This window comes from Pseudomonas sp. B21-054 (assembly GCF_026016345.1).
Lineage (GTDB): Bacteria > Pseudomonadota > Gammaproteobacteria > Pseudomonadales > Pseudomonadaceae > Aquipseudomonas.
On sequence record NZ_CP087204.1, the window covers coordinates 6,448,832 to 6,460,279 of the forward strand.

Genomic DNA, 11,448 nt, shown 5'->3' on the forward strand with positions numbered 1-11,448 from the left:
TTCCTTATGTCCACGATAGCAGACAACATTGCTCAGGTTAGTTCGCGTATCCGCGCTGCGGAGCAAGCCGCCCACCGTACCGAACACAGCGTTCAACTGCTGGCCGTGAGCAAGACCAAGCCCGCCCAGGCCCTGCGCGAAGCCCATGCCGCCGGCCTGCGGGACTTCGGCGAGAACTATCTGCAAGAAGCACTGGGCAAACAGGCCGAACTGACCGACCTGCCCTTGATCTGGCACTTCATCGGCCCCATTCAATCGAACAAGACGCGCGCTATTGCCGAACACTTCGACTGGGTGCATTCCGTGGATCGCTTGAAAGTTGCACAACGCCTGTCCGAGCAGCGTCCCGCCGAGCTGCCGCCGCTGAACATCTGTATCCAGGTCAATGTCAGCGGTGAAGCCAGCAAGTCCGGCTGCACCCCCGCCGACCTGCCCGCGCTGGCGAACGCCATCAGTGCCTTGCCACGCCTGAAGCTGCGTGGGTTGATGGCGATTCCCGAGCCGACCGATGATCGCGGCGCCCAGGATGCGGCGTTCGCCGCCGTGCAACGTTTGCAAGCCAGCCTGGACCTGCCATTGGACACCCTGTCCATGGGCATGAGCCATGACCTCGAGTCGGCCATCGCCCAGGGTGCCACTTGGGTGCGCGTCGGTACCGCGCTGTTTGGTGCCCGCGACTACGGTCAATCCTGAAGCATGACCCACTCATTTCTTTAATAAGGACCTGTCATGAGCAACACGCGTATTGCCTTCATCGGCGCCGGCAACATGGCGGCCAGCCTGATCGGCGGCCTGCGGGCCAAGGGCCTGGATGCTTCGCGGATCCGCGCCAGCGATCCGGGTGACGAAACCCGCGCCCGCGTGAGCGCCGAGCATGGCATCGAAACCTTCGCCGACAACGCCCAGGCCATCGACGGCGTGGACGTCATCGTCCTGGCGGTCAAGCCGCAAGCCATGAAAACCGTGTGCGAAGCCCTGCGCCCCAGCCTCAAGCCCCATCAACTGGTGGTGTCGATTGCCGCGGGTATCACCTGCGCCAGCATGAACAACTGGCTGGGTGCCCAACCGATTGTGCGCTGCATGCCCAACACCCCGGCGCTGTTGCGCCAGGGCGTCAGCGGGTTGTTCGCCACGGCACAAGTGACCGCAGCACAACGTCAGCAGGCCGAAGAACTGCTGTCGGCCGTCGGCCTGGCGCTGTGGCTGGAAACCGAGCAACAACTGGACGCCGTCACCGCCGTCTCCGGCTCGGGCCCGGCGTACTTCTTCCTGCTGATCGAAGCCATGACCGCCGCCGGCGAGAAACTCGGCCTGCCACGGGAAGTCGCCGCCCAACTGACCTTGCAAACCGCCTTGGGCGCCGCGCACATGGCCGTCGCCAGCGATGTCGACGCGGCCGAGTTGCGTCGCCGCGTCACCTCTCCGGCCGGCACCACCGAAGCGGCCATCAAATCGTTCCAGGCCGGGGGCTTCGAAGCCCTGGTGGAAAAAGCACTCGGCGCCGCCGCGCACCGCTCGGCCGAACTGGCCGAACAACTGGGCCAATAAGGAGCCATTCATGATTGGATTGAACACTGCAGCGGTCTACGTGCTGCAAACCCTCGGCAGCCTGTACTTGCTGATCGTGCTGCTGCGTTTCGTGCTGCAACTGGTGCGCGCCAACTTCTACAACCCGCTGTGCCAGTTCATCGTCAAGGCCACCCAGCCGCTGCTCAAGCCCCTGCGTCGGATCATTCCGAGCCTGTTCGGCCTGGACATGTCCTCGCTGGTGCTGGCGATCCTGGTGCAACTGGCGCTGATGGCCCTGACCCTGCTGCTGACCTACGGTACCACCGGTAACCCGCTGCAATTGCTGATCTGGTCGCTCATTGGCGTGACCGCGCTGTTCCTGAAGATTTTCTTCTTCGCCATGATCATCAGCGTGATCCTGTCGTGGGTCGCTCCAAGCAGCCATAACCCGGGCGCCGAGCTGGTGAACCAGATCTGCGAGCCGGCCCTGGCGCCGTTCCGCCGCATCCTGCCGAACCTCGGCGGCCTGGATATCTCGCCGATCCTGGCGTTCATGGTGCTCAAGCTGATCGACATGCTGGTGATCAACAACCTGGCGGCAATGACCATGATGCCGGAAATCCTGCGCCTGCTGATCTGACCCACGTGAGCTACTTTCGCTGGGACGGCGACGACCTGATCCTGGAGTGTCACCTGCAACCGGCCGCCCGCAGCGATGATTTCGCCGGGCTGCACGGTGACCGCCTCAAGATCCGCCTCACCGCCCCGCCGGTCGAGGGCAAGGCCAACGCGTACCTGAAGGCGTTCCTTGCCAAGGCGTTTGGCGTGTCCAAGAGTCAGGTCAGCCTGATCAGCGGCGAATTGAACCGGCAGAAGCGGGTGCGGATTCATGCGCCGAAGAAGCTGCCGGAGTTGCCTGGGCTAACACGCACTTGATCGGTTAGCGCCGGAACCTTGTGGCGAGGGGGATTTATCCCCGCTGGGCTGCGAAGCGGCCCTAAAAGCAGCGACTCAATCAACCTGACACACCGAGATGCCAGCTTCAGGGGCTGCTGTGCAGCCCAACGGGGATAAATCCCCTCGCCACAGAGAAATCCCACCTGGCCACAGAGAAATATCCTCACCACAAATAAATTTTCCGGCGACTGGTTTGCGGTGGGCCAAAAAATCCGTCCCGCGCCTTTGCTTGCCGCTTGCCACAGCGGTCTTTAGACTTACGCCTCATTTCAACGCGAGCAGGGTCGATGCCAGCTGCCTTTCCCCCCGATTCCGTTGGTCTGGTGACGCCGCAAATGGCGCATTTCAGCGAGCCCCTGGCCCTGGCTTGCGGCCGTTCGTTGCCAGCCTATGACCTGATTTTCGAGACTTACGGCACGCTCAATGCCACGGCGAGCAACGCCGTGCTGATTTGCCACGCCTTGTCGGGGCATCACCACGCCGCCGGCTACCACAGCACCGACGACCGCAAGCCCGGTTGGTGGGACAGTTGCATCGGCCCGGGCAAGCCCATCGATACCAGCAAATTCTTCGTGGTCAGCCTGAACAACCTCGGTGGCTGCAACGGCTCCACCGGTCCCAGCAGCCTCAACCCGGACACCGGCAAGCCCTTCGGCGCCGACTTCCCGGTGCTCACCGTCGAAGACTGGGTCCACAGCCAGGCACGCCTGGCCGATCGCCTCGGCATCGCCCAGTGGGCAGCGGTCATCGGTGGCAGCCTCGGGGGCATGCAAGCCCTGCAATGGACCATCACCTACCCGGACCGCGTGCGCCACTGCCTGGCAATCGCCTCGGCCCCCAAGCTGTCGGCGCAGAACATCGCCTTCAACGAAGTGGCGCGCCAGGCGATCCTCACCGACCCCGAATTCCACGGTGGCTCGTTCCAGGAACACGGCGTGATCCCCAAGCGTGGCTTGATGCTGGCGCGGATGGTCGGGCATATCACCTACCTGTCCGATGACTCCATGGGCGAAAAATTCGGCCGTGGCCTCAAGAGCGAAAAGCTCAACTACGACTTCCACAGCGTCGAGTTCCAGGTGGAAAGCTATCTGCGCTATCAGGGCGAGGAGTTCTCCGGGCGCTTCGACGCCAACACCTACCTGTTGATGACCAAGGCACTGGACTACTTCGATCCAGCGGCGAACTTCGACGACGACCTGGCGAAAACCTTCGCCGGCGCCACGGCCAAGTTCTGCGTGATGTCGTTCACCACCGACTGGCGCTTCTCCCCGGCGCGCTCCCGGGAGCTGGTGGATGCGCTGATGGCCGCGCGCAAGGACGTCTGCTACCTGGAAATCGACGCGCCCCAGGGCCACGACGCCTTCTTGATCCCGATCCCGCGCTACCTGCAGGCGTTCGGCAACTACATGAACCGTATAACGCTGTGAGGACGCCATGAGAGCCGATCTGGACATCATCCAGGAATGGATCCCCGCCGGCAGCCGCGTGCTCGACCTGGGCTGCGGCAACGGCGAACTGCTGACCTGGCTGCGGGACAACAAGCAAGTAACCGGCTATGGCCTGGAAAACGACCCGGACAACATTGCCGAGTGCGTGGCCAAGGGCATCAACGTGATCGAGCAGGACCTGGACAAGGGCCTGGGCAACTTCGCCAGCAACAGCTTCGACATCGTGGTCATGACCCAGGCACTGCAAGCGGTGCACTACCCGGACAAGATCCTCGACGAAATGCTGCGGGTCGGACGCCAGTGCATCATCACCTTCCCCAACTTCGGGCATTGGCGTTGCCGCTGGTACCTGGCGAGCAAGGGCCGCATGCCGGTGTCGGAGTTCCTGCCCTACACCTGGTACAACACGCCGAACATCCACTTCTGCACCTTCAAGGATTTCGAAGCGCTGTGCCGCGAACGTGAAGCCAAGGTCCTCGATCGCCTGGCGGTGGACCAGCAGCACCGCCACGGGTGGGCCAGCAAGCTATGGCCTAATCTGTTAGGTGAAATAGGCATCTATCGGGTCAGCAGCCCAGGCCTTGCCGATTACCAGGTCGCGGTGTAATCCCCGGCCGTACCCAGGAGCACGACATGAAACGTCTAGCGTTGTTTCTCATCACCGCTTGCCTGAGCGTTGGCGCCATGGCCGCCGATGTCATCAAGGCTGAGCGCAAGGAAGTGTTCGGTGACGTCACCGTGCACTACAACACGTTCAACTCCACCTTCCTGACGCCGAATATCGCCAAAGCTGCCGGGCTGGCTCGCGACAAGAACCAGGGCGTGATCAACGTCTCGGTAGTAAAGGGCGGCCAGCCTTTGAAGGCCCAGGTCAGCGGGTCGGTCAAAGACCTTACCAGCAGCAGTGTCACGCTGAACTTCAAAGAAATTGCCGAACAAGGCGCGATCTATTACATCGCCCAGTATCCAGTGGACCAACAGGAAACCCGCACCTTTGAAATCAAGGTGCAAACCGGCGACAAGATCAACACCCTCAACTTCAACCAGGAACTGTTCCCGGGCCAATGATGAACCTCACCCAACTCGTACTGGCCAGCCACAACGCCGGCAAGCTCAAGGAACTCCAGGCCATGCTCGGTGGATCGGTGCAGTTGCGCTCGATTGGCGAGTTCAGCCAGGTGGAACCTGAAGAAACCGGCCTGTCGTTCGTCGAGAACGCCATCCTCAAGGCCCGCAATGCCGCACGCATCTCGGGCCTGCCGGCATTGGCCGACGATTCCGGGCTGGCGGTGGACTTCCTCGGCGGCGCGCCGGGCATCTACTCGGCCCGTTACGCCGACGGCCAAGGTGACGCGGCGAACAACGCCAAGCTGCTCGAGGCCCTCAAGGACGTGCCGGAAGCCGAGCGCGGCGCGCAGTTCGTGTGCGTGCTGGCCCTGGTCCGGCATGCCGATGATCCGTTGCCGATCCTGTGCGAAGGCTTGTGGCACGGGCGCATCCTCACCGAGGCGAGCGGCGAACACGGTTTCGGCTACGACCCGCTGTTCTGGGTGCCGGAGCGCAACTGCTCCAGCGCCGAACTGGGCCCGGTGGAAAAAAACCAGCTGAGCCACCGCGCCCGCGCCATGGCCCTGCTGCGTCAACGCCTGGGCCTGCAATGACCATGGATTCTCCCGCACCGCTGATTCACGGCGGTGCACAGACACCTCGGGCGCCGCTGCCAGTGCTGCCGCCCCTGGCGTTGTACATCCACATCCCGTGGTGTGTACGCAAATGCCCCTATTGCGATTTCAACTCCCACACCGCCAGCCCGCAGCTGCCGGAAGAGGAATACGTCGACGCCTTGCTGGCCGATCTCGATCAGGACCTGCACGGGGTGCATGATCGCGAATTGAGCTCGATCTTCTTCGGTGGCGGTACGCCAAGCCTGTTCAGTGCCCAAGCTTTGGGCCGCCTGCTCAAGGGTGTCGAGGCGCGGATACCCTTCGCCCCTGACATTGAAATCACCCTGGAAGCCAACCCCGGCACTTTCGAGCAAGAGAAGTTCGTCGCGTACCGGGCGCTGGGCATCAATCGCCTGTCCATCGGTATCCAGAGCTTCCAGCAGGCCAAGCTCGAGGCCCTGGGGCGGATCCACAACGGTGACGAGGCGGTACGCGCCGCCGGCATGGCCCGTCAGGCCGGGTTCGATAACTTCAACCTGGACCTGATGCATGGCCTGCCCGACCAGTCCCTCGACGACGCCCTGGGCGACCTGCGCCAGGCCATCGCCTTGAAGCCGACCCACCTGTCCTGGTACCAACTGACGCTGGAACCGAACACGGTGTTCTGGAACCAGCCGCCGACCTTGCCGGAAGACGACACGCTGTGGGACATCCAGGAAGCCGGGCAAGCGCTGCTGGCCGAGCACGGCTACGCCCAATACGAAGTCTCGGCCTACGCCCAACCCGGCCGGGCGGCGCGGCATAACCTCAATTATTGGAGTTTCGGCGACTTCATCGGCATCGGCGCCGGCGCCCACGGCAAGCTCAGCCACCCGGACGGGCGCATCGTACGCACTTGGAAGACCCGCCTGCCCAAGGACTACCTCAACCCGGCCAAGCGCTTCCTCGCCGGCGAGAAAATCCTGGCCAACGAAGAGTTGCCCTTCGAGTTCCTGATGAACGCCCTGCGCCTGACCGAAGGCGTTGACGCGCGGTTGTATCCGGAGCGCACCGGCCTGTCCCTGCAAAGCCTGGCCGAAGGCCGACGCGAGGCCGAACAAAGCGGGTTGTTGCAGGTCGAACCGACACGTCTGGCGGCCACCGAGCGTGGACAGCTGTTTCTCAATGACTTGCTGCAGACATTTTTGAGCTAATTACCCAAACAAGGAAATCGAATGGATCTGGTACTCGACCTGCTCGCCACCGTGTCCCGTTGGAGCCGCAGCAACCTGTCGGAAATCTCCCTGGCCTTGGTGGGCTGCCTGCTGGTGCTGTTTGGCGCCGACATCAAGGGCTGGGTCGAACAACGCCTGGGCAGCATCGCCGGCGCCCTGCGCGTCCCGCTGATCGCCCTGCTGTGCATGATCGGCAGCGGTGCCGCGCTGATCTATGCCACGCCATGGATCGTCAGGGGTTTGAGCCAGTTCAACAACTACAGCCTGGCGCCGGTGTTGTTGGTGGTGCTGGTGTTGATTGGCGTGGTGGCGGATCGGCGCTGATCCAGAGCACGCCAGAAAACAAATGTGGGAGCGGGCTTGCTCGCGAATGCGGTGTATCAGTCGACAAAAATGTTGTCTGACACGCCCTCTTCGCGAGCAAGCCCGCTCCCACAGTGTTTACCGCGTGATGTTTACGCCACCTTCTCGAACTTCAAATCCCAAACCCCATGCCCCAGCCGTTCGCCACGGCGCTCGAACTTGGTGATCGGCCGTTCGGCCGGGCGTGGCACGCACTTGCCGTCTTCGGCCAGGTTGCGATAGCCAGGGGCGACGCTCATCACTTCCAGCATGTATTCGGCATAGGGTTCCCAGTCGGTGGCCATGTGCAGCACACCGCCGACCTTCAACTTGCTGCGCACCAGTTCAGCGAACGACGCCTGGACGATACGGCGCTTGTGGTGACGGCTTTTGTGCCATGGATCTGGGAAGAACAGCATCAGCCGATCAAGACTGTTGTCAGCCACGCAGCGGTTGAGCACTTCGATAGCGTCGCAATCGTAGACCCGCAGGTTGGTCAGCCCCTGGGTCAGTACGCCGTTGAGCAGCGCACCGACGCCGGGCCGGTGCACTTCCACACCGATAAAATCCTGCTCCGGCGAAGCGGCGGCCATTTCCAGCAGCGAGTGGCCCATGCCAAAGCCGATTTCCAGCGAGCGCGGGGCCGAACGACCGAACACCTGGTCAAAGTCCACCGGCGCATCGGCCAGGGGCAGGACAAACAGCGGTGTGCCCTGGTCCAGGCCGCGTTGCTGGCCTTCGGTCATGCGTCCGGCGCGCATCACGAAACTCTTGATGCGGCGGTGTTGGCGCTCTTCGCCCTCTTCCGGCAGGACAGGCGTGTCGTTCGATTCAGTCATCAATGGCTCTTACTTGATCAGACCATCCAGCGGCGAGGAGGCGCTGGCGTAGAGTTTTTTCGGCATGCGACCGGCAAGGTACGCCAGGCGCCCGGCGACAATCGCGTGTTTCATCGCTTCGGCCATCAGGATCGGTTGCTGGGCGTGGGCAATGGCGGAGTTCATCAACACCGCTTCGCAACCCAGTTCCATGGCGATCGTGGCGTCGGAGGCGGTACCGACACCGGCATCCACCAGCACCGGGATCTTGGCTTCTTCGAGGATGATCTGCAGGTTGTACGGGTTGCAGATCCCCAGGCCCGTGCCGATCAAGCCGGCCAGCGGCATGACCGCGATGCAGCCGATTTCCGCCAACTGACGGGCGATGATCGGGTCATCGCTGGTGTACACCATCACGTCGAAACCTTCCTTGACCAGGGTTTCAGCGGCCTTGAGGGTTTCGATCACGTTGGGGAACAGGGTTTTCTGGTCCGCCAGCACTTCCAGCTTCACCAGGTTGTGGCCATCGAGCAGCTCACGGGCCAGGCGACAGGTGCGCACGGCCTCGATGGCGTCGAAGCAACCGGCGGTGTTCGGCAGGATGGTGTAGCGATCCGGCGGCAGGATATCCAGCAGGTTCGGTTCGCCCGGGTTCTGGCCGATATTGGTCCGGCGCACGGCGACGGTCACGATTTCGGCGCCCGAGGCTTCGATGGCCAGGCGGGTTTCTTCCATGTCGCGGTATTTGCCGGTGCCTACCAGCAAGCGCGACTGGTAGGTACGACCGGCCAGGACGAAGGGCTTGTCGCTACGAACGATGCTCATGGGAAATCCTCTGTTGGGGTGAGGTTCTTGCGAAATGCTGTGAAGCCGCTGGGGACTTAGCCGCCGCCAATGGCATGGACCACTTCGACACGATCACCGTCGTTCAGCGTGGTTTCGGCGTGCTGGCTGCGCGGGACGATATCCAGATTGAGTTCCACCGCCACACGGCGTCCGGTGAGTTCCAGACGGGTCAGCAGGGCCGCAACGGTTTCGCCGTCGGGCAGGTCAAGAGGGTCGCCGTTCAACTGAATGCGCATGCCGGAAGCCGCCATCATTTTTAGGGGCTGGCATTCTAGCCCGATCAGTCAGGGCGACCCAAGTCCCTTGGTCAGCTATAAGCGACGAGCGTCAAGCGGCAAGCTGCAAGCGCCACGCCGCGAGCCCCAGGCACAGCCAGCCGATCAGGAACGCCACGCCGCCAAACGGTGTGATGATGCCCAGCTTGCTGATGCCCGTAAGCGTCAACAGGTACAGGCTGCCGGAGAACAGCAGGATGCCGATGACAAACGAAATCCCGGCCCAGGTGACGATGCGACCGGGAATGTGCGTGGCCAGCAGCGCAACGCCGAAAAGCGCCAGGGCGTGCACCAGTTGATAGGTGACGCCGGTGTGGAAAATCGCCAGGTAATCGGCGCTCAAGCGATTTTTCAGGCCGTGGGCGGCAAACGCCCCCAGTGCCACGCCAGTGAAGCCGAAAAAAGCAGCCAGCATCAGAAAGCTACGCAGCATGAGAACTCCAATCAGACTCGGTGGACAGGGTCTGTATAATGGCCCGCTCGACGGGTTCGGCCAAGCCATCTCTATGCTGCGTTTATTGTTTCGACGATTCGTTAAAGCCCTGCTCTGGTTCGCCGTCGGCAGCGTTGTACTGGTGTTGCTGTTTCGCGTGGTGCCGCCGCCGTTCACGGCGCTGATGATCGAGCGCAAGGTCGAATCCTGGTTCGGCGGCGAGCCGATCGACCTGCAACGCACCTGGCAGCCTTGGGACAAGATCTCCGACAGCCTCAAGGTCGCGGTGATCGCCGGCGAAGACCAGAAATTCCCCGAACACTGGGGCTTCGACATCGGTGCGATCCAGGCCGCGTTTGCCCACAATGGGCGCGGCGGTTCGATTCGCGGCGCCAGTACCCTCAGCCAGCAAGTGTCCAAGAACCTGTTCCTGTGGTCGGGCCGCAGTTGGCTGCGCAAGGGGCTGGAGGCCTGGTTCACCGCACTGATCGAAGTGCTCTGGCCCAAGCAGCGGATCCTCGAGGTGTATCTCAACAGCGTCGAGTGGGATAAAGGCGTGTTCGGGGCTGAAGCCGCGGCACGCCATCATTTTCGCATCAGCGCCGACGCCTTGTCCCGGCAACAGGCCAGCTTGCTGGCGGCGGTATTACCTAACCCGCGGGTCTGGAACGCCGGTCGACCGAGCCCTTACGTGCTAAGGCGGGCGAGCTGGATTCGCCAGCAGATGAGCCAGTTGGGGGGCGACAGTTATTTGCTGGGGCTCAATGATTCGCGGCGGGCGCCCTGGGCGCAGTAGCCCAGACACTGAAAATCCCTGTGGGAGCGAGCTTGCTCGCGATGACGGTTCGACAGCCAACATTGATGTTGAATGTAATGGCCTCATCGCGAGCAAGCTCGCTCCCACAGGATCAGCAGTGAATTCAAATTATCAAGCCCGAACAAAAACGCCCCGATCATCACTGATCGGGGCGTTTTTTATGGGCTGCTATCGCAGGTCAAGCCGCAATCGACACCTTGAGCTTGTTCATCGCGCTTTTCTCAAGCTGACGAATCCGCTCGGCCGATACGTTGTACTTCTGCGCCAGGTCATGCAGCGTGGCTTTTTCCTCGGCCAGCCAGCGCTGGTAGAGGATGTCGCGGCTGCGTTCATCCAGCACTTCCAGGGCTTCGTGCAGGTTGGTGTTGGAGTTGTCGCTCCAGTCGGCGTCTTCCAGTTGACGCGCCGGGTCGTACCGGTGGTCTTCCAGGTAGTTGGCCGGCGATTGGAAAGCGCTGTCGTCGTCCGCTTCCGCGGCCGGGTCGAAAGCCATGTCATGGCCGGTCAGGCGACTTTCCATCTCGCGCACTTCCCGAGGCTCTACGCCCAGGCTTTCAGCCACGCGATGGACTTCTTCGTTGTTCAGCCAGGCCAGACGCTTCTTCTGGCTGCGCAGGTTGAAGAACAGCTTGCGCTGGGCCTTGGTGGTCGCGACTTTCACAATGCGCCAGTTGCGCAGGATGAACTCGTGGATTTCCGCCTTGATCCAGTGCACGGCAAACGACACCAGGCGTACACCCATTTCCGGGTTGAAACGCTTGACCGCCTTCATCAGGCCGACGTTGCCTTCCTGGATCAGGTCGGCCTGGGCCAGCCCGTAGCCGGAATAGCTGCGGGCGATATGTACGACAAAACGCAGGTGGGCGAGCACCATCTGCCGAGCCGCCTCAAGATCCTGCTCATAATAGAGACTCTCGGCCAGTTCACGCTCCTGCTCGGGCGTCAGCAAGGGGATGCTGTTCACCGTGTGCACATAGGCCTCCAGGTTCGCACCCGGGACCAGAGCATAAGCAGGTTGCAAAGAAGTGGTCATACGAAAAAACCTCCGACTCACATAACTCGTGCAGTTCAGCACTGCGAAAATTGACCGGGAACCCAAAGACAAGTTCCCACAAAAACCGAAAG

16 protein-coding genes are annotated in these 11,448 nt (G+C 62.1%); 11 read left to right on the plus strand and 5 right to left on the minus strand.

Features of this window, described 5'->3' with window-relative positions; all coding sequences use genetic code 11:
* Positions 1 to 6 precede the first annotated feature (6 nt).
* From LOY70_RS28095 to LOY70_RS28140, 10 genes are all read left to right on the plus strand, one after another.
* Entirely contained in the window at positions 7 to 693 is a 687-nt protein-coding gene (locus LOY70_RS28095; protein WP_123343660.1) for a YggS family pyridoxal phosphate-dependent enzyme, read from the plus strand.
* A gap of 36 nt (positions 694 to 729) precedes the next feature.
* Positions 730 to 1,548, plus strand: a complete 819-nt coding sequence (gene proC / locus LOY70_RS28100; RefSeq protein WP_265031882.1) for a pyrroline-5-carboxylate reductase — start codon at positions 730 to 732, stop codon at positions 1,546 to 1,548.
* 10 nt (positions 1,549 to 1,558) lie between these two features.
* Complete coding sequence (locus LOY70_RS28105) at positions 1,559 to 2,149, plus strand: YggT family protein (protein WP_122567400.1); 591 nt, start codon at positions 1,559 to 1,561, stop codon at positions 2,147 to 2,149.
* A gap of 5 nt (positions 2,150 to 2,154) precedes the next feature.
* Positions 2,155 to 2,445 carry a DUF167 domain-containing protein gene (locus LOY70_RS28110; RefSeq protein ID WP_265031883.1) on the plus strand — a complete coding sequence of 97 codons (291 nt, stop codon included), beginning with the start codon at positions 2,155 to 2,157 and terminating at the stop codon, positions 2,443 to 2,445.
* Positions 2,446 to 2,753: 308 nt separating this feature from the next.
* Entirely contained in the window at positions 2,754 to 3,893 is a 1,140-nt protein-coding gene (metX, locus tag LOY70_RS28115; protein ID WP_123343658.1) for a homoserine O-succinyltransferase MetX, read from the plus strand.
* Positions 3,894 to 3,900: 7 nt separating this feature from the next.
* Positions 3,901 to 4,521, plus strand: coding sequence for a methionine biosynthesis protein MetW (metW, locus tag LOY70_RS28120; RefSeq protein ID WP_265031885.1), 621 nt, complete (start codon positions 3,901 to 3,903; stop codon positions 4,519 to 4,521).
* Positions 4,522 to 4,547: 26 nt separating this feature from the next.
* Positions 4,548 to 4,982, plus strand: coding sequence for a DUF4426 domain-containing protein (locus tag LOY70_RS28125; RefSeq protein ID WP_265031886.1), 435 nt, complete (start codon positions 4,548 to 4,550; stop codon positions 4,980 to 4,982).
* On the plus strand, positions 4,979 to 5,575 hold the full coding sequence (gene rdgB, locus LOY70_RS28130; protein ID WP_185045904.1) for an RdgB/HAM1 family non-canonical purine NTP pyrophosphatase: 597 nt from the start codon (positions 4,979 to 4,981) through the stop codon (positions 5,573 to 5,575). Before LOY70_RS28125 ends, rdgB begins: the two co-directional genes overlap by 4 nt.
* Complete coding sequence (gene hemW, locus LOY70_RS28135; RefSeq protein ID WP_265031887.1) at positions 5,572 to 6,771, plus strand: radical SAM family heme chaperone HemW; 1,200 nt, start codon at positions 5,572 to 5,574, stop codon at positions 6,769 to 6,771. The genes rdgB and hemW overlap by 4 nt, the downstream gene beginning before the upstream one ends.
* Before the next feature lie 21 nt (positions 6,772 to 6,792).
* Positions 6,793 to 7,116 carry a DUF3392 domain-containing protein gene (locus tag LOY70_RS28140; RefSeq protein WP_014340681.1) on the plus strand — a complete coding sequence of 108 codons (324 nt, stop codon included), beginning with the start codon at positions 6,793 to 6,795 and terminating at the stop codon, positions 7,114 to 7,116.
* 131 nt (positions 7,117 to 7,247) lie between these two features.
* Here LOY70_RS28140 and trmB read toward each other — a convergent pair whose 3' ends face one another.
* From trmB to LOY70_RS28160, 4 genes are all read right to left on the minus strand, one after another.
* Entirely contained in the window at positions 7,248 to 7,973 is a 726-nt protein-coding gene (gene trmB / locus LOY70_RS28145) for a tRNA (guanosine(46)-N7)-methyltransferase TrmB (protein ID WP_265031890.1), read from the minus strand.
* 9 nt (positions 7,974 to 7,982) lie between these two features.
* A complete protein-coding gene (locus LOY70_RS28150; RefSeq protein WP_003177480.1) occupies positions 7,983 to 8,777 on the minus strand; it encodes a thiazole synthase in 795 nt (264 codons plus the stop codon).
* A 56-nt stretch (positions 8,778 to 8,833) separates the two neighbouring features.
* Positions 8,834 to 9,034 carry a sulfur carrier protein ThiS gene (gene thiS, locus LOY70_RS28155; RefSeq protein WP_265031891.1) on the minus strand — a complete coding sequence of 67 codons (201 nt, stop codon included), beginning with the start codon at positions 9,032 to 9,034 and terminating at the stop codon, positions 8,834 to 8,836.
* Between the two features lie 91 nt (positions 9,035 to 9,125).
* Positions 9,126 to 9,506: a DUF423 domain-containing protein gene (locus LOY70_RS28160; RefSeq protein WP_025215979.1), complete on the minus strand. Its 381-nt coding sequence runs from the start codon at positions 9,504 to 9,506 to the stop codon at positions 9,126 to 9,128.
* Between the two features lie 73 nt (positions 9,507 to 9,579).
* Here LOY70_RS28160 and mtgA point away from each other — a divergent pair, with 73 nt between their 5' ends.
* Entirely contained in the window at positions 9,580 to 10,302 is a 723-nt protein-coding gene (gene mtgA, locus LOY70_RS28165; RefSeq protein ID WP_265031892.1) for a monofunctional biosynthetic peptidoglycan transglycosylase, read from the plus strand.
* A 199-nt stretch (positions 10,303 to 10,501) separates the two neighbouring features.
* Here mtgA and rpoH read toward each other — a convergent pair whose 3' ends face one another.
* Positions 10,502 to 11,356 carry an RNA polymerase sigma factor RpoH gene (rpoH, locus tag LOY70_RS28170; RefSeq protein WP_003177476.1) on the minus strand — a complete coding sequence of 285 codons (855 nt, stop codon included), beginning with the start codon at positions 11,354 to 11,356 and terminating at the stop codon, positions 10,502 to 10,504.
* Positions 11,357 to 11,448: the final 92 nt, after the last annotated feature.

Excerpts from the sequence above, each read along its gene's own strand:
- LOY70_RS28105 (WP_122567400.1), top strand. The coding sequence starts at position 1,559 with ATGATTGGATTGAACACTGCAGCGGTCTACGTGCTGCAAACCCTCGGC.
- LOY70_RS28095 (WP_123343660.1), top strand. The coding sequence starts at position 7 with ATGTCCACGATAGCAGACAACATTGCTCAGGTTAGTTCGCGTATCCGC.
- mtgA (WP_265031892.1), top strand. The coding sequence starts at position 9,580 with ATGCTGCGTTTATTGTTTCGACGATTCGTTAAAGCCCTGCTCTGGTTC.
- hemW (WP_265031887.1), top strand. The coding sequence starts at position 5,572 with ATGACCATGGATTCTCCCGCACCGCTGATTCACGGCGGTGCACAGACA.
- rpoH (WP_003177476.1), bottom strand. The coding sequence starts at position 11,356 with ATGACCACTTCTTTGCAACCTGCTTATGCTCTGGTCCCGGGTGCGAAC.
- proC (WP_265031882.1), top strand. The coding sequence starts at position 730 with ATGAGCAACACGCGTATTGCCTTCATCGGCGCCGGCAACATGGCGGCC.
- thiS (WP_265031891.1), bottom strand. The coding sequence starts at position 9,034 with ATGCGCATTCAGTTGAACGGCGACCCTCTTGACCTGCCCGACGGCGAA.
- rdgB (WP_185045904.1), top strand. The coding sequence starts at position 4,979 with ATGATGAACCTCACCCAACTCGTACTGGCCAGCCACAACGCCGGCAAG.
- LOY70_RS28140 (WP_014340681.1), top strand. The coding sequence starts at position 6,793 with ATGGATCTGGTACTCGACCTGCTCGCCACCGTGTCCCGTTGGAGCCGC.
- LOY70_RS28150 (WP_003177480.1), bottom strand. The coding sequence starts at position 8,777 with ATGAGCATCGTTCGTAGCGACAAGCCCTTCGTCCTGGCCGGTCGTACC.
- metX (WP_123343658.1), top strand. The coding sequence starts at position 2,754 with ATGCCAGCTGCCTTTCCCCCCGATTCCGTTGGTCTGGTGACGCCGCAA.
- metW (WP_265031885.1), top strand. The coding sequence starts at position 3,901 with ATGAGAGCCGATCTGGACATCATCCAGGAATGGATCCCCGCCGGCAGC.
- LOY70_RS28160 (WP_025215979.1), bottom strand. The coding sequence starts at position 9,506 with ATGCTGCGTAGCTTTCTGATGCTGGCTGCTTTTTTCGGCTTCACTGGC.
- trmB (WP_265031890.1), bottom strand. The coding sequence starts at position 7,973 with ATGACTGAATCGAACGACACGCCTGTCCTGCCGGAAGAGGGCGAAGAG.
- LOY70_RS28125 (WP_265031886.1), top strand. The coding sequence starts at position 4,548 with ATGAAACGTCTAGCGTTGTTTCTCATCACCGCTTGCCTGAGCGTTGGC.